Genomic DNA, 16,722 nt, shown 5'->3' on the forward strand with positions numbered 1-16,722 from the left:
GGTCATCCGCCGATCGCCGACATCGGCCGGGCGGGTTGCAGGAAGCTCTGGTCGTCGATGCCGTGGCCCGGGAGTTTGCCCCACATCGCAGCCCGCCAGCGCTCCGCCAGCTCGGCGTCGGTGGCGCCGGCCCGCAGCGCGTCCCGCAGGTCGTGCTCCTGCCGGGCGAAGAGGCAGTTGCGTACCTGACCATCGGCGGTGAGCCGGGTCCGGTCGCAGTCGCCGCAGAACGGTCGGGTCACCGACCCGATGATGCCGACCGTGGCCGGCTGGCCGTCGGCGTCGGTGTACCCGTCGACCAGCCAGGTCTCGGCCGGAGCCGAGCCCCGGTGGGCCGGGTCCGGGCGCAGCGTGAACTCCGCGGTGAGCGAGGCCAGCACCTCGGCCGCGGTGATCATGGTGGCGCGGTCCCAGCCGTGCTGCGGGTCCAGCGGCATCTGTTCGATGAAACGCAGTTGGTAGCCGTGTCTTAGCGCGAACCGCAGCAGGTCGGGGCCGTCCTGCTCGTTCTCACCGCGGAGCAGCACCGCGTTGATCTTGACTGGCACGAGCCCGGCCGCCGCCGCGCCCCGCAGCCCGTCGAGGACGTCGGTGAGCCGGCGGCGATGGGTCAACCGAGCGAAGCGCACCGGGTCGAGTGTGTCCAACGACACGTTGACTCGGTCGAGGCCGGCGTCGCGTAGCGGTGTTGCCAGGCGTGCCAGCCCGATGCCGTTGGTGGTGAGCGACAGCTGCGGCCGCGGCGTAAGCGCGGCCACCGCCGCGACGATGCCGGGCAGCCCGGGCCGGAGCAGCGGCTCGCCGCCGGTAAACCGGATCTCGGCCACCCCGAGCCGGGTCACGGCGACCGTGAGCAGTCGAACCACCTCGTCGTCGGTGAGCAGCTCCGGGCCGGCCAACCAGGGCAGACCCTCCGGCGGCATGCAGTAGGAGCAGCGCAGGTTGCACCGGTCGGTCAGCGACACCCGCAGGTCGGTGGCGACCCGGCCGTACTGGTCGGGTAGGCCGGTCAACTCCGACGGGGCTACCGGCGAATCGCCGGCCGAGGGTACGGGTGTCACCACCATCTCTTGACCGTAGCCGCGCGAGTGGCCGGTCGCTAGCAAGTCCCGCTAGCGTGCTTGGCGTGGGATTCCTGATCATCCCTATCGGGATCGGGCTCGTCGTACTTATCCATTTATATCTATGGCAACGGTTGGTGCGGGACACCGCGGTGACCCGCCGGTGGCGGCGGCTCGGCGGGTTCGCACTGCTGCTCGCGGCAGTGGCGATGATCGGGTCGTTGCTGTCGGAGCCGCTGGCGCCGTGGGCCGACTGGTGGCTGGTGGGCCCGGGCTACCTGTGGGTGGGGCTGACGTTCTACCTGCTGATCGTGCTCCTGGTGCTGGAGCTGCCGGTGCTACTCGCGCTGTGGGCGAGCCGCTGGTCGGCGCGGCGAGCCGCTCGGCAGCCCGCGCCGGCACCGGCGCCGACGGAGGCACCGGCACCGGCACCGGCACCGACGCCGGCGCCGACGAAGGAGGCTCCGGCTGAGGTCCCCGCTGGCCCGGCGCCGGGGCTGGGCCGGCGCCAGTTCCTGCGGCGGGGAGCCGCGGTCACGGCGGCGGCCGCGGCGGCCGGGTTGGGCGGCTACGGGATGGTCCGGGCCTATGCGCCGCCCACGATCAAGCGGGTCCAGATCCCGCTGGCGCGGCTCGATCCTCGGGCTGCGGGGCTGCGGATTGCCGTCGTCTCCGACCTGCATGTGGGCCCGCTGTACGGGCAGCGGTTCGTACGCCGGGTGGTGGAGATGGTGAACGAACTCGACGCCGACCTGGTGACCGTGGTGGGTGACATGGTGTCGAGCGAGGCGGGCGCGGTCGCGGAGTCGGCGGCGCCGCTGCGGGAGCTGCGCAGCCGGTACGGCTCGTACTTCGTCACTGGCAACCACGAGTATTACACCGGGCACGAAGAGTGGATCGAGGCGGCCGACGAGCTGAATCTGCGCGTGTTGCGCAATGAGCGGCTGGAGATCGTCCACCGTGGTGGGGCGATCGATCTGGCCGGAGTGAACGATCGGGAGGGTGAGCAGTTCGACGACCCGCCCGACTATCGGGCGGCGTTGGCCGACCGCGACGAGTCGCGACCGGTGGTGCTGCTGGCGCACCAGCCGGTGCAGGTGCACCGGGCCGCCGAGTACGGGGTGGATCTGCAGCTCTCGGGGCATACGCACGGCGGTCAGCTGGTGCCGTTCAATCTGCTGGTACGCCTCGACCAGCCGGTCGTGTCCGATCTGTCCGAGGTCGACGGCACGCTCGTCTACGTCACCAATGGGGCCGGGTTCTGGGGGCCGCCGATGCGGGTGGGCGCCGACCCGGACATCACGCTGGTGGAGCTGCACCCCCGCTGACCTCGGGCGCGCGCGTGGCGTGTGGGGCTGGTGACAGCGGTTGTGACACAATGCGGCGTGCCCTCGAACCCCGACGGTGCGGCACCGCTCGTGGCGGCGTCCGCTCCGCAGCACCCCTCGTCGGCCGATCCGGCGGTCGCCTCGTTCGTGGCCGACCTGCACATCCACTCTAAGTATTCACGCGCCTGCAGCCGGGACCTGGAGCTGCCCAACCTCGCGTACTGGGCCCGCCGTAAGGGCGTGGCGGTGGTGGGCACCGGCGACATCACGCATCCGGCGTGGCGGGAGCATGTCCGGGAGTCGCTGCGGCCGGCTGAACCGGGCCTGTTCCGACTGCCCGCGGAGCTGGAGCGGCAGGTCGACCAGCGGTTGCCGGCGCGGGTGGCGGCGAGCGCGCCGACCCGGTTCCTGCTCTCAGTGGAGATCTCCACCATCTACAAGCGAGACGGGCGGACCCGCAAGGTCCATCACCTGGTCTACCTGCCGGACCTGCCGGCGGCCGACCGGTTCGCCGAGCAGTTGGGGCGGATCGGCAACCTCGCCTCGGACGGGCGGCCGATCCTCGGCCTGGACTCGCGGGACCTGCTGGAGCTGACGCTGACCGCCAGCCCGGAGGCCTTCCTGGTGCCGGCGCACATCTGGACCCCCTGGTTCTCCGCGCTCGGCTCGAAGTCCGGTTTCGACGCGATCGCTGACTGTTACGCCGACCTCGCCGACCATATCTTCGCGGTGGAGACCGGCCTGAGTTCCGACCCGGCGATGAACCACCGGGTCTCCAGTCTGGACAGCTATCACCTTATCTCCTGTTCGGACGCGCATTCGCCGCCAGCGCTGGCCCGGGAGGCGACCGAGTTCGCCTGTGAGCTCGACTACTACGCGATCCGGGAGGCCATGCGCACCGGCGACGGGCTCGCCGGGACGATCGAGTTCTTCCCCGAGGAGGGGAAGTATCACGCGGACGGCCACCGGGCCTGCGGCGTGAACTGGTCCCCGGCGCAGACCCGGGCGGCCGGCGGGGTCTGCCCCGAGTGCGCCAAGCCGCTGACCGTCGGGGTCCTCAGCCGGGTGGAGGCGTTGGCTGACCGGCCGGCGGACGCGCCGCCACCGGCGCACGCCAAACCGGTCACCTACCTGGTCGCGTTGGCCGAGATCCTGGGCGAACTGAACCGGGTGGGCCCGAAGAGCAAGAAGGTCGCCGGCAAGCTCAACGAACTGGTCGCCGCGCTCGGCCCGGAGCTGACCATCCTCACCCAGGTGCCGGTGCCAGAGCTGCGACGGGTCGGCGGCGAGCTGTTCGGCGAGGCGATCGACCGGCTCCGGCGCGGCGAGGTACGCCGCAGCCCCGGCTTCGACGGTGAGTACGGCGTGATCCGGCTCTTCGACGAGCGGGAAGTCGCGCCCGGGGTCGGGCGGGGCGGCCCGCCGCCGGAGGCGCTCTTCGAGCTGGCGGCGCCGCCGAAACCGACCCCGGCGGTCCGGTTCGCGCCGCAGGTCAGCCGAGCCATCGACGCGCCGTCCGGGGTGGCGAGCGAACCGGTCCTGGCCGGGATGGAGGAGGTGGGCACCGGGCTGCTGGACCGGCTGGACGCGATGCAGCGGGTGGCGGCCTCGGCGCCGGGCGGCCCGCTGCTGGTGGTCGCCGGCCCGGGTACCGGCAAGACTCGCACGCTCACCCACCGGATCGCCTACCTCTGCGCCGAGCTGGGTGTCTCCCCGGACCAGTGTCTGGCGATCACCTTTACCCGGCGGGCCGCCGGCGAGCTAGGCGAGCGGTTGGCGGGGTTGCTGGGGGAGGTGGCCGAGGGGGTCACCGTCGCCACCTTCCACGCGCTCGGCCTGACCATCTTGCGCGAGCAGCCGGCGGCGGCCGGGCTCAGCGGCGGGTTCCGGGTCGCCGACGAGCCCGAACAGGCGGCGCTGCGGGCGGAGGCCGGCGAGGACGACGAGGCGTACCGGAAGCTGCTGCGGGCGCAGAACCTGGTCGAGGTCGACGAGCTGGTCGGCACCGCGTTGGCCGTGCTGCGGGGGGAGCCGGCGCTGGCCGAGTCCTACCGGCGCCGCTGGCCGTGGCTGTTCGTCGACGAGTACCAGGACGTCGACGCCGACCAGTACGCGCTGCTGCGGGAGCTGTCCCCGGCGGACGGCAACCTCTACGCGATCGGCGACCCGGACCAGTCGATCTATTCGTTCCGCGGCGCCGAGGTCGAGTTCTTCCTCCGGTTCGCGGAGGACTTCACCGACGCCCGGGTGGTGCGGCTGTCCCGAAACTACCGGTCGGCGCCGCCGATCATCGCCGCGGCGGTCCAGGCGATCGCCCCGACCACGCTGGTGCGGGAGCGGCGGCTGGAGCCGGCCCGGCTGTTGCCGGATGCCCCGTTGCTCGGGCGCTATCAGGCAGGTTCTGCCGCCGACGAGGCGCAGTTCGTCGCCCGTACCGTGGATGCGCTGGTGGGTGGGGTGTCGCACCGGTCGCTGGACGCCGGCGGCCGAGGTGGGCTGTCGGCGCGGTCGGCCACCGGTGAGGTCTCCTTCGCCGACATCGCCGTGTTGTACCGCACCGACGCCCAGGCCGGGCCGGTGCTCGACGCGCTGCAGCGGGCCGGCATCCCGGTCCAGAAGCGGTCCCACAACCGGCTCGCCAGCCGTACCGGGGTGGCGGAGGTGGCGCGGGAGCTGCGGCTGGCGGGTCCGGCCGCTGCGGGTGACGTGGCGACCCGGGTGAAGCGGGCCGGGCAGACGCTCGCGGAGCGGTACGACGCGCCGACGCTCGACCCGGCCGACACGGTCACCGTGACTCCGCGGGAGGTGTGGGCGGCGGTGGAGGTGTTGACGCCGCTCGCCCAGGAGTGCGGCGATGACCTGCCGCAGTTCCTGACCGCGCTCGCCGCGGGCAGTGAGGTGGATGCGCTCGACCCCCGGGCGGAGGCCGTGACGTTGCTCACGGTTCACGCCGCGAAGGGGCTGGAGTTTCCGGTGGTCTTCCTGATCGGGGTGGAGGACGGGGTGCTACCGCTGACCTTCGGAGGTGCGCCGCTGCCCGAGTCGGCGGTGGCGGAGGAGCGCCGGCTGTTCTTCGTGGGCCTCACCCGGGCGCAGGATCGGCTCTTCGTCAGTTACCGGCAGCGTCCGAGCCGATTCCTCGGCGTGATCGACACCGCGCTGTTCGAGTCGTTGGGGCCTGCCTCGCCGCCGCGGCCCCGGCATCAGCAGCCGCGCCTGCTGTAAGCCGCGCCGGCCGCGAACCGGTACGGTTACCGCTGGTGCATTCGCCGCTCGCACCAGGAGGTACGTCTGATGTCGCGCCACGGACCGCCCCGGGAGCCGGGGCCCCCCGGTCCCGGTGACTACGGCCCGCCGACCGACCCGTGGGACGCCGGTGGTCACCCGCCGGAGCGTTACGACCGGGGTGGCTACCCGCCGCGGGGGCAGGAGCCGGTGGGCCATGGGCCGCCCGGGCCGCCCTACGCTGACCGGCCGGAGTACGGCGGTCCGGAGTACGGTCCGCCCGGCTATCCCGATCCGGGCTACCCCGATCCGGGCTACCCCGATCCGGGCGGTTTCGACCAGGCTGGTTACCCCCGGGGCGAGAGCTACCCAGATGACCGGTACGCCGACGGCCGGTATGACGAGCCGCCGTACGACGAGCGGCCGTACGGGGACGCGCCGTACGGGGACGCTCCGCATCGGGACTCGCCGTATCGGGATGAGCCGGATGACGACGCGGCGGTGACGGTGGTGCCCGGGGCCGGGCCCGGTGGCCCGGCTCGCCGGCCGGTCGCCCTCTACGCGGTGGTCACCGTGCTGGTGCTGCTGGCGGCGGTGGGGGTCGGGTATGCGCTTTATCTGCTTACCGGGCAAGACGACGAGGGTGGCTCGGGCGCGGTGGACCAGGATGTGGTCCCGGACCCGAGCGCGACCCCCGACCCCGACTCCCCGGATTTCGACAACACCGGCATGAACGCGGCGATGGCCCGGGTGGACGACTGCCTGGTCAACGACGGTAGTGGGCTGGAGCCGCAGATGCGGATCGTGGCCTGCGACGCCGAGGAGGAGGCGGGTCAGCTCTTCCAGGTGCTGGAGATCGTCGACGAAGAGGTGACGGATACCGGCGACGCCGCCAACGAGCAGGCGCAGGAGATCTGCGCGGATACCGAGGGCTACACCCACCACTACTACGAGGTGGCGGAGAGCAGCAGCTTCGTCCTGTGCATGGCCGAGCACGACGCGGCGGGCGACGGCGACGAGGCTGGCGGCGACGACGAGGACGAGGCCGCGGACGACGAGTCGTAGAGGTGGGTCGGGCGGCCTGCTCGACACGTCGCTAGCGACCTATACCGAAATCTAGTCCTGGCGCTAGATGACCAGATACGGTGCCAGACATGGACCCGGTACGGAACCCGTACGCCCCCGGAGCTGGGCAGCGTCCGCCGGAGCTGGCCGGCCGTGACCGTGAGCTCGCCGCCTTCGAGGTAGTGCTGGAACGGGTGGCGCGGGGTCGACCCGAGCGGTCGTTGGTGCTCACCGGCCTGCGTGGCGTCGGCAAGACGGTGCTGTTGAACACACTGCGTTCGCAGGCGATCAGCCGGCTGTGGGGCACCGGAAAGATCGAGGCCAAGCCCGACCAGTCGCTGCGCCGGCCGTTGTCGGCCGCGCTGCACATGTCGGTGCGGGAACTGGCGAGCCGGCACCGGGCGCCGCACCGGGTGGATGACTTCCTCGGGGTGTTGAAGGCGTTCGCGCTGCGCGCCAATGATCCGAAGGGTAAGCTGCGCGACCGCTGGCAGCCGGGGATCGACGTGCCCGCCGCGACCGGTCGGGCCGACTCCGGCGACCTGGAGATCGACCTGGTGGAGTTGCTCAGCGACGCCGCTGAGGTGGCCGCCGATGTCGGCAGCGGGGTGGGGCTCTTCCTCGACGAGATGCAGGATCTGGGCCCGGAAGAGGTTTCGGCGCTCTGTGCCGCCTGCCACGAGCTGTCGCAGTCGGGTGCGCCGCTGATCGTGGTCGGCGCCGGCCTGCCGCACCTGCCGGCGGTGCTCTCCGCGGCGAAGTCCTACTCGGAACGGCTGTTTCGGTATCAGCGGATCGACCGGCTCGACCGGCTGGCCGCGGATCACGCGTTGGTGGCGCCGGCGGCGCGGGAAGAGGTCCAGTACGAAGCAAAGGCGCTCGACGCGTTATATGAGGCGTCAGGTGGGTATCCGTACTTTGTGCAAGCGTACGGGAAGGCGACCTGGGATCATGCGCCGCGGTCACCGGTGACCGCGGCGGACGTGCGGGTCGCGGCGCCGGAGGCCGAGGCGGAGCTGGCGGTCGGGTTCTTCGGTTCCCGGTACGAGCGGGCGACGCCGGCGGAGCGGGAGTACTTACGCACCATGGCCGAGTTGGCTGCGGGCGGTGACGGCGGTGAGGCCGGAGCGGCGACCGCTGAGGTTGCCCGGTTGCTCGGACGGCGACCCGCGTCACTATCACCGGCCCGCGACGCACTAATCAAGAAGGGTTTGATCTATTCTGGGGAGCGGGGCACGGTCGCTTTCACTGTTCCCCACTTCGGACGGTATCTACGCACGCAGCCTGGCTAACTTGGCCCGCGCGGTGGACCGGCCGTGGCAGCATGGACAGATGAGCCGGCGGACATTGAACCGTCAGGCGACCACGCACGTTGCATCACACAACGACGACGTTGATTCGCATATTGGGTACGGGGTGAGGACGCGGCGATGACGGCTGCCGATGTGAACCGGGCTTCACACACTGTGAGCGGCACCGGCGAGGAGTCGTCGGCGGCAGCGGGGCAAGGGGGTCCTTTGGCCACACAGCCGTGGCCGGCGACCGGGGTGTCGGCTGCCGGCCCGCGGTCCACCGAGGCCGCCGAGGGCGGCGAGGCGCCGCTCAACGGCGGAGTGCGGTGGCACCGGCGCCGCGAGGTGTGGCTGATCGCCGCGGCGGCGGTCTTCGCCGCGATCGCCACGCCCATGTTCGGGCGCCGTTACTCATTCTTCGATATGCGCATCTATCACGGCGCGGTGGAGTGGTGGCTGGACGGCAACGAGCTGTATTCCTTCATCGCCCCGAACACCACCCTCGGCTTCACGTACCCGCCGTTCGCGGCGCTCGCCATGCTGCCGATGGGTGGCATGTCGCCGGTGACCGCCGGTTGGGTCAATGTGATCGCCTCGGTGGCGGCGCTCGCCTTCGTGCTGGCGGTGATGCTGGTGCCGATCGCCGATCGGTGTGGCTGGCCCCGCTGGGCGGTGATCGGCGCGGCGATGCCGCTGGCGCTGGCGCTGGAGCCCAGCCGGGAGACGCTCGGCTTCGGCCAGGTCAACCTGCTGCTCTTCGCGTTGATCGTGGCCGACCTGGTGGCGCTGCGCTGGCGCGCCACCGGCGGTGGGGCGAGCGCCCGGAGCGGTGGCCGGCTGGCCCGGTGGTTTTACTCCGGGGCGTGGGCCGGCGCCGGGATCGGACTGGCCACCGCGGTGAAGCTGACGCCCGGACTCTTCATCCTCTACCTGATCTTCGCCCGGCAGTGGCGCACGGCCGCGGTCGCCAGCGGCACCTTCGCCGGGGCGAGCCTGGCCGCCGCGGTGGTGGCACCGCGCGAGTCGTGGCTGTTCTTCACCGACGTGCTGTGGCAGACCGACCGGGTCGGGGCCGCCGACTTCACCCCCAACCAGGCGCTCTCCGGCATCCTGGCGCGGCTGCACGACTCGCCGGAGGCGCCCACGCTGCTGTGGCTCGCCTTCGCCGCGCTCAGCTGCGCGGTGGGGTTGTCCCGGGCGGTCTCGGCCCACCGGGAAGGTGACGAACTCACCGCGTTCACCCTGGTCGGCCTCGCCTCCACCGTGATCAGCCCGATCTCCTGGACTCACCACCTGGTCTTCGTGATCCCGGCGGTGGTGATCCTGATGGACACGGCCCTCCGGCGGCGGGCGGCGCATCGCCGGCTCGGCGTCGTCTCCAGCCTGACCGGGCTCCGACACGCCAGCGCCGCCGTGGCCATCTACCTACTCTTCGTGCTCTCACCGATCTGGTGGGTGCGGCACCGACTGCCGGAAGGGTCGCACTACGACAGCGGCCTGTGGGGTGTGCTCGCCGAAAATTCACTCGCGCTCGGGGTGATTCTGCTGATGGCCCTGCTGCCGTGGCGTTCCGGCGCCGACCACTTCCGGGCCGAAGGGCTCGGCTACGCCAACCGGGCGGTCACCTCCGGGCGGTGAGCCGGATGGCCGGCGCCCCGCCGGCCACCTGGGGCGCCGCCGCCGTGGCAGGCTGGGCGGTATGGACGGCTGGCAGTTCTGGGTGGATCGCGGCGGCACCTTCACCGACATCGTGGCCCGCCGCCCCGACGGTGCGCTGCTGACGCACAAGCTGCTCTCGGTCGACCCGGAGCGCTACCCGGACGCGGCGGTGGCCGGCATCAGGGCGCTGCTGGCGGAGGCGGGGGAGGCCGCCGGAGCGATCGGCGCGGTGCGGATGGGCACCACGGTGGCGACCAATGCGCTGCTGGAGCGGGCCGGCGAGCCCACCGCGCTGGTGATCACCGCCGGCTTCCGGGACGCGTTGCGGATCGGCTACCAGCACCGGCCGCAGATCTTCGCCCGCCACATCGTGCTCCCCGAGCAGCTTCCGGCCCGGGTGATCGAGGTCGATGAGCGGGTCACCGCCGACGGCACGGTGCTGCGACCGCCGGATCTGGCCGCGCTGGCGCCGGAGCTGCGGCGCGCGTACGCCGACGGGATCCGGGCGGTCGCGGTGGTCTGCCTGCACAGCCACCTCTACCCCGACCACGAACGAGCGATCGGCGAACTCGCCGCCCAGATCGGTTTCTCGCAGCTCTCGCTCTCCAGCGAGGTCAGCCCGCTGTTGAAGGTGGTGCCGCGCGGCGACACCGCGGTGGTCGACGCGTACCTGTCGCCGATCCTGCGCCGGTACGTCGCCCAGGTCGAGTCGGAGCTGGTCGGAGCCCAGCTGATGTTCATGCAGTCGAACGGCGGGCTGGCCGGGGCCCGGCACTTCCGGGGCAAAGACGCGATTCTCTCCGGGCCCGCCGGCGGGCTGGTGGGGATGGTCCGGATGTCCGCCCTCGCCGGCTTCGACAAGGTGATCGGGTTCGACATGGGCGGCACCTCCACCGACGTGTCGCACTATGCCGGGCAGTGGGAGCGGGTGCTGGACACCACCGTGGCCGGGGTGCGGCTGCGCGCGCCGATGCTCGACATCCACACCGTGGCGGCCGGTGGGGGTTCGGTGCTCCAGTTCGACGGGGGCCGGGCCCGGGTGGGCCCCGGCTCCGCCGGGGCCCACCCGGGCCCGGCGTGTTACCGCCGGGGCGGCCCGCTCACCGTCACCGACGCCAACGTGCTGCTCGGCCGGGTCCAGCCGGCGTGGTTCCCGGCCGTCTTCGGCCCGGACGGCGACCAGCCGTTAGACCCGGAGGTGGTGCGGCGCGGATTCGGGGAGCTGGCGGCGGAGCTGTCGGCCGCCGACGGCGAGCAGCGGACCCCGGAGCAGGTGGCGGCCGGGTTTCGGGAGATCGCGGTGGCGAACATGGCGAACGCGGTCAAGAAGATCTCGGTGCAGAAGGGGCACGACGTCACCGGGTACGTCCTCACCACCTTCGGCGGCGCCGGGGGCCAGCACGCCTGCGCGGTCGCCGACTCGCTGGGCATCCGGACCGTGCTGGTGCCGCCGCTGGCCGGGGTGCTCTCCGCGCTGGGGATCGGGCTCGCCGACACCACGGTGATTCGGGAGCAGTCGGTGGAGCAGCGGCTCGACCCGGAGCTGATGCCGCGGCTGCGGGGCCTGGCCGACGAGTTGGCGAGCGCTGCCGGGCAGCGGGTCCGGGCTCAGCAGCCCCACGGTGAGCTGCGGCTGATCCCCCGGGTGTCGCTGCGTTACGACGGCACCGACACGGCGCTGCCGGTGGGGTTGGCCGAGCCGGCGGCGATGCGAGCCGAGTTCGAGGCCGCCTACCGGCGCACCTACTCATTCCTGATGGACCGGCCGCTGGTGGTGGAGGCGGTGACGGTGGAGGCGGTGGGGGTCACCGAACCGCCGGAGCTGGGTCGGCTCGCCGAGGCTGCCACCGCCAGCGCGGTGGCGGCGCCGGTCCCCGCCGACAATGTGCCATTGTGGAGCGGTGAGGAGTGGGTGACCGCACCGCTGTTCCGGCGGCAGCGGTTGCCGGTGGCGGCGACGGTCACCGGTCCGGCGATCGTCGCCGAGGCGAACGCCACCACCGTCGTCGAGCAGGGCTGGCGCGCCACCGTCACCGACTACGGCCATCTGCTGGTCGAGCGGGTCCGGGTGGGGTTCGAGGAGCGGGCCGCCGACACCACCGCCGACCCGGTGCGGTTGGAGATCTTCAACAATCTCTTCATGTCGATCGCCGAGCAGATGGGTGCCAGGTTGGAGTCGACCGCCCAGTCGGTCAACATCAAGGAGCGGCTGGACTTCTCGTGTGCGCTCTTCGACCCGACCGGGGCGCTCATCGCCAACGCCCCGCACATGCCGGTGCACCTCGGCTCGATGGGCTCCAGCGTGCAGGAGGTGATCCGCCGGCGGGCCGGGCAGCTGCGGCCGGGGGAGGTCTACGCGGTCAACGACCCGTACCACGGCGGCACCCACCTGCCTGACGTGACCGTGGTGACGCCGGTGTGGGACGACGCCGGCGGCGAGGTGCTCTTCTATGTCGCGTCCCGTGGCCACCACGCGGAGATCGGCGGGATCAGCCCCGGGTCGATGCCCGCCCACAGCCGGGAGGTGGCCGAGGAAGGGGTGCTCTTCGACAACTGGCTGCTCGTCGCCGACGGCCGGTTCCGGGAGGCGGAGACCCGCCGGCTGCTCACCGAGGCGCCTTATCCGTCGCGGAACCCGGAGACCAACCTCGCCGACTTGCGGGCGCAGATCGCCGCCAACGAGAAGGGCATCGACGAGGTCCGGCGGATGATCGACCACTTCGGCCTGGATGTGGTCCAGGCGTACATGCGGCACGTGCAGGACAACGCCGAGGCGGCGGTGCGGCGGGTGATCGGGGCGCTCGCCGACGGCGAGTATAAGTACGAGATGGACAGTGGTGCGGTGATTAGGGTGCGGATCACCGTCGACCGCCGGGCGGGGACGGCCACGGTCGACTTCACCGGCACCTCACCGCAGCTGGCGACGAACTTCAACGCGCCCCGGTCGGTGGCGACCGCGGCGGTGCTCTACGTCTTCCGGACCCTGGTCGACGACGACATCCCGCTCAACGACGGCTGCCTGCGCCCGCTGCGGATCGTGGTCCCGCCCGGTTCGCTGCTGGCACCGGCCTACCCGGCGGCGGTGGTCGCGGGCAACGTGGAGACCTCGCAGGCGGTGACCGGAGCCCTCTACGCGGCGCTGGGGGCGCAGGCCGAAGGCGCCGGCACCATGAACAACGTCACCTTCGGCAACGACCGGTACCAGTACTACGAAACCGTCGGCTCCGGCTCTGGCGCGGGCGCCGGCTTCGACGGTGCCGCGGTGGTGCAGACCCACATGACCAACTCCCGGCTGACCGACCCGGAGGTGCTGGAGCTGCGGTTCCCGGTGTTGCTCGACAGTTTCGAGATCCGGCCCGGCAGCGGCGGCACCGGCCGGTGGCGCGGCGGCGACGGGGCGGTGCGGCGGCTCCGGTTCCGGGAGCCGATGACGGTGAGCGCATTGTCTGGTCACCGAAGGGTGCCGCCGTATGGGATGGCCGGCGGCGCCCCGGGCAGCCTGGGGCGCAACCACGTGGTCCGGGCCGACGGCACGGTGGTGGAGCTGGCCGGCTCCGACTCGGTCGAGGTCGGCGTGGACGACGTGCTGGTGGTGGCGACCCCGGGCGGCGGTGGCTACGGCCCGGCCGAGTAACCACCCCTGCCGGCACCTACGAAGGGTCCGCCTCGAAGAGTTCGGCCAGCAGCAGGGTCGAGCGCTTCGGTAATGGCTCGTCCGGGAAGACCTGTTCGCACACCGCCTGCACCTCGGCCGTCGAACTCAGCTGCAGATGTTCCGCCAGCAGCCGGATGTCTTCGGTGTCGCGGCGCCTCCCCGCCAGCACCTTCATCGCGAGTAGGTGTGGTGCGGAGGCGGCGTGGACTCGGAGGCCGGGGTGGTCGAAGACCAGCGGCGCTGCCGTGTCGCGTCCGCTGGCGACATACGCACTCGCCTGCTCGTTGAGCCACCAACGGGGCAGGCCCAACTCGAGCGCCACCGACTGCGACTCGGCCACAACTGCGCCATGTGGTTCGAAGACCGCGTCGACATCGCGGGTGGACCGGCGCAGATCGTAGGCGAGCGCCATCGCCGCCCCGCCGAAGACGTACAGGTCGGCCACGACGCCGCGGTATGCAAGCCGCTCCCCGAGTCGTCGTAGCGCATCCGTGATCGACGCTCGGTCGAGTATCGGTTCGCTGGTCACGCCGACTCCAATTCGTTACGCGCGAGCATGACGCCACGTCGGCGGAAGGCGGCCGGGGCGTGCACAATCGCTTCCACCCGAGCGGCGGGCGTGTTGAAGGGAAACCAGAACTGGTAGAGATGCCGCTGCTCGCACCAGGCCGGGCCGCGTCGGTCGTCCTTCGCAGCGAGGTGTTCGGCGAGGGCGGCCAGGAAGACATCCCAGCGTTCGTCGCCGGTGGTGGCCGGCTCCGCCGCCAGCAACGCCAGTCTGGTGGGCCGGGGTTCGTGCCGATGTTCCTCCAGAAACTCGGAGATCATCAGCCACCGCTCCTGTTCGGCGCAGGTGGCGAGGAGTTCCCCGAGCCGGGCTATGGTCATCGGCTGGTACGCCTCGACGGTCACGCCTCCGATGGTAGGCGGTGATGACGCTGCCGGTGCCGAGGTCAGTGGTCGCCACCGTGGAGCTGGTCGACCGCGTGGGGCAACAGCGGCGCCAGCACCGCCAGCCCGTCGCGGGCGCCGCCGCGGGAGCCGGGCAGGTTCACCACCAGGGTGCGGCCGGCGACGCCGGCCAACCCGCGGGAGAGGACCGCGGTGGGGATCGTGGGGGCGGCGTAGGCCCGCAGCGCCTCGGCGATGCCGGGGATCTCGTAGTCCAGCACGGTCCGGGTCATCTCCGGGGTCCGGTCGGTGCCGGAGATCCCGGTGCCGCCGCTGGTCAGCACCACCGAGACCGCGTCGGCGACGGCCTGCCGCAGCGCCTGCGCCACCGGCTCGCCGTCCGGCACCACCAGTGGCTCATCGACGGCGAAGCCCAGCTCGCGCAGGCCGGCGACGAGCAGCGGGCCACTGGTGTCGGCGTACACCCCGGCGGCGGCGCGGTTGGAGGCGACGATGATCCGGGCGGTGCGCTGCGTCGCGGTCACGGCCGCTCCGGCGGACGGGCCCAGTCGCCGGTCTTGCCGCCCTCCTTGCTGAGCACCCGGATCTGCTCCAGGCTGGCGGCGGGGTCGACCGCCTTGACCATGTCGATCAGGGCGAGCCCGGCGGCGGTGACCGCGGTCAACGCCTCCATCTCCACCCCGGTACGGTCGGCGGTCTTGGCCGCCGCGGTGATCTCGACCCGGTCGTCGTGGAGGGTCAGCTCGACGGTGACCGAGTGCAGGGCGATCGGGTGGCACAGCGGCACCAGGTCGGGGGTGCGCTTGGCGCCCATGATGCCGGCGAGCCGGGCCACCGCCAGTGCGTCGCCCTTCGGCAGCTGGTCGCCGCGGAGCAGCTCCACCACATCGGCGGTGGTGGCGAGAAACCCGGCGGCCACGGCTCGGCGTACCGAGGTTGCTTTTCCGGAGACATCGACCATGCGGGCGGCGCCATGATCATCCACATGGGTCAGCCGGTCGGTAGTGCCGTTCGTCACGGTGCGAGCCTACCGCTGGCGCCGGCATACTCGGTGCCCATGGTGCCGTTGCTGCTGACGGGGTTCGCGATCGTGCTGCTGGCGGCGGCGGTGCAGGCGGTGACCGGCTTCGGTTTCGCCCTGGTGGCGGTGCCGTTGCTGGCGTTGACGAACGATCCGCGTACGGCGGTGGTGGCGGTGGGCATCGCCGGCATGCTGATGTCGATCATGGTGGCGCTGACCGAGCGGCGGTACGCCCGGTGGCGGCTGGCGCTGCCGCTGATCGGCGCCTCGGCGGCGGGGATGCCGCTGGGCCTGCTGGTGCTCGCCCAGGCCCCGGAGCGGGTGCTGCTGGTGCTGATCGGGGCCGCGGTCGTCGGGTGCGCCGTGTTGATCTGGCGGGGGCTGCGGATCGCCGGTGGCTGGCCGGTGGCGGTGGCGGTCGGGGTGTTCGCCGGCAGCCTCTCCACCTCCACCGGGACGAATGGTCCGCCGCTGGTCGCCGCCTTCGCCGGGATGGAGATGGCGCCCCGGGAGTTCCGGGCCACGCTGGCGGCGGTCTTCACCGGCACCGGGGTGTTGAGCCTGGTCGGCTTCGCACTCGCCGGTCAGCTGACCGGCGCCGCCGCGCAGGTCGGGCTGGTCGGGGTCCCGGCGGCGGTCGCCGGCTGGTGGCTGGGCAACCTGCTCTTCCGGCGACTACCCACCGGCAGCTTTCGGCGGATAGTGCTGGCGGCGTTGGTGGCCAGCGGAGTGCTCACCGCCGCCCCGGCGCTGGCCGGCTGAGCGGTTAGAGATACTGGCCGGGGTGGCGGTCGTCGCCCGGCGCAGCGGGCTGACCTGGCATCCCCGGCATCCCCGGCATCGCGCCGGCTGGCAGCGCCGGCCGCCCGCGCATCTGGTCGAGCTGTGACCGGGCCGCCATCTGCTGCGCCACCAACGCCGCCTGGATGCCGTGGAACAGGCCCTCCAACCAGCCCACCAGCTGAGCCTGAGCGACCCGGAGCTCCGGCTCGCTGGGCGCGCCATCTTCGGTGAACGGCAGCGACAGCCGATCCAGCTCCTGCCGCAGCTCCGGCGCCAACCCGTCCTCCAGCTCGACGATCGAGCGGTGGTGGATCTCTTTGAGGCGCGCGCGACCCGCTTCGTCCAGCGGGGCGGCGCGGACCTCCTCCAGCAGCTGCTTGATCATGCTGCCGATCCGCATCACCTTGGCTGGTTGTTCCACCAGCTTCGCCGGGTCTTCGCGGGTGCTCTCGGTGGCGCCGTCGCTCTCCTCCGGCACCTGCATGGTGCCGACCGGCTGGCCATCGGGGCCGACCACGACGACGGTGCGGGCGGTGGCGTCCTGCGCTTCGGCGTCGTGCGCCTCGGCGTTCTGGGGCTGCTGTGCGTCGGTCATCGGTTCGATGATACTCACCGAGCCGGTCGGGTGGCTTCCCCGCGGCAGCCAGTGGGCAGCGCCGGGATACCGGACGTTATTGACGGTGACCGGTTCGGCACGGTAGAACAGCGAAGTCCATTCACG

13 protein-coding genes are annotated in these 16,722 nt (G+C 72.1%); 7 read left to right on the plus strand and 6 right to left on the minus strand.

All coding sequences use genetic code 11. The features are described 5' to 3' along the window. Positions 1-2: 2 nt before the first annotated feature. Positions 3-1,067: a GTP 3',8-cyclase MoaA gene (gene moaA, locus JQS43_RS00295; RefSeq protein ID WP_239677036.1), complete on the minus strand. Its 1,065-nt coding sequence runs from the start codon at positions 1,065-1,067 to the stop codon at positions 3-5. Positions 1,068-1,126: 59 nt separating this feature from the next. On the opposite strand from moaA, the gene JQS43_RS00300 reads away from it, so the two are divergent. From JQS43_RS00300 to JQS43_RS00325, 6 genes are all read left to right on the plus strand, one after another. Then, positions 1,127-2,389, plus strand: a complete 1,263-nt coding sequence (locus tag JQS43_RS00300) for a metallophosphoesterase (protein WP_239677037.1) — start codon at positions 1,127-1,129, stop codon at positions 2,387-2,389. Between the two features lie 90 nt (positions 2,390-2,479). Next, positions 2,480-5,614 carry a UvrD-helicase domain-containing protein gene (locus JQS43_RS00305; protein ID WP_239679582.1) on the plus strand — a complete coding sequence of 1,045 codons (3,135 nt, stop codon included), beginning with the start codon at positions 2,480-2,482 and terminating at the stop codon, positions 5,612-5,614. Between the two features lie 69 nt (positions 5,615-5,683). After that, positions 5,684-6,679 (plus strand): LppU/SCO3897 family protein, encoded by a 996-nt coding sequence (locus JQS43_RS00310; protein WP_239677038.1) that lies wholly within the window; start codon positions 5,684-5,686, stop codon positions 6,677-6,679. A gap of 89 nt (positions 6,680-6,768) precedes the next feature. After that, positions 6,769-7,971, plus strand: a complete 1,203-nt coding sequence (locus tag JQS43_RS00315; protein ID WP_239677039.1) for an ATP-binding protein — start codon at positions 6,769-6,771, stop codon at positions 7,969-7,971. Between the two features lie 321 nt (positions 7,972-8,292). Beyond that, positions 8,293-9,609 (plus strand): glycosyltransferase 87 family protein, encoded by a 1,317-nt coding sequence (locus JQS43_RS00320; protein WP_420847723.1) that lies wholly within the window; start codon positions 8,293-8,295, stop codon positions 9,607-9,609. A 61-nt stretch (positions 9,610-9,670) separates the two neighbouring features. Next, positions 9,671-13,264, plus strand: coding sequence for a hydantoinase B/oxoprolinase family protein (locus tag JQS43_RS00325; RefSeq protein ID WP_239677040.1), 3,594 nt, complete (start codon positions 9,671-9,673; stop codon positions 13,262-13,264). A gap of 16 nt (positions 13,265-13,280) precedes the next feature. Here JQS43_RS00325 and JQS43_RS00330 read toward each other — a convergent pair whose 3' ends face one another. Genes JQS43_RS00330 through moaC form a run of 4 tightly spaced genes read right to left on the minus strand, consistent with a single transcriptional unit; the run spans position 13,281 to position 15,215 of the window. Beyond that, positions 13,281-13,814, minus strand: a complete 534-nt coding sequence (locus JQS43_RS00330; protein ID WP_239677041.1) for a DUF6036 family nucleotidyltransferase — start codon at positions 13,812-13,814, stop codon at positions 13,281-13,283. Further along, complete coding sequence (locus JQS43_RS00335) at positions 13,811-14,197, minus strand: hypothetical protein (RefSeq protein WP_239677042.1); 387 nt, start codon at positions 14,195-14,197, stop codon at positions 13,811-13,813. Before JQS43_RS00335 ends, JQS43_RS00330 begins: the two co-directional genes overlap by 4 nt. A gap of 41 nt (positions 14,198-14,238) precedes the next feature. Beyond that, positions 14,239-14,745, minus strand: a complete 507-nt coding sequence (locus JQS43_RS00340; protein WP_420847724.1) for a MogA/MoaB family molybdenum cofactor biosynthesis protein — start codon at positions 14,743-14,745, stop codon at positions 14,239-14,241. Next, a complete protein-coding gene (gene moaC, locus JQS43_RS00345) occupies positions 14,718-15,215 on the minus strand; it encodes a cyclic pyranopterin monophosphate synthase MoaC (RefSeq protein WP_275580989.1) in 498 nt (165 codons plus the stop codon). Before moaC ends, JQS43_RS00340 begins: the two co-directional genes overlap by 28 nt. A 39-nt stretch (positions 15,216-15,254) precedes the next feature. Here moaC and JQS43_RS00350 point away from each other — a divergent pair, with 39 nt between their 5' ends. Further along, entirely contained in the window at positions 15,255-15,980 is a 726-nt protein-coding gene (locus tag JQS43_RS00350) for a sulfite exporter TauE/SafE family protein (RefSeq protein ID WP_239677044.1), read from the plus strand. Between the two features lie 4 nt (positions 15,981-15,984). Here JQS43_RS00350 and JQS43_RS00355 read toward each other — a convergent pair whose 3' ends face one another. Next, the gene (locus tag JQS43_RS00355) at positions 15,985-16,596 is read right to left on the minus strand and encodes a bacterial proteasome activator family protein (protein ID WP_275580990.1); all 612 of its coding nucleotides are present in this window, start codon (positions 16,594-16,596) and stop codon (positions 15,985-15,987) included. Between the last annotated feature and the right edge of the window lie 126 nt (positions 16,597-16,722).

Origin of the sequence: Natronosporangium hydrolyticum (assembly GCF_016925615.1) — a bacterium.
Classification (GTDB): domain Bacteria; phylum Actinomycetota; class Actinomycetes; order Mycobacteriales; family Micromonosporaceae; genus Natronosporangium; species Natronosporangium hydrolyticum.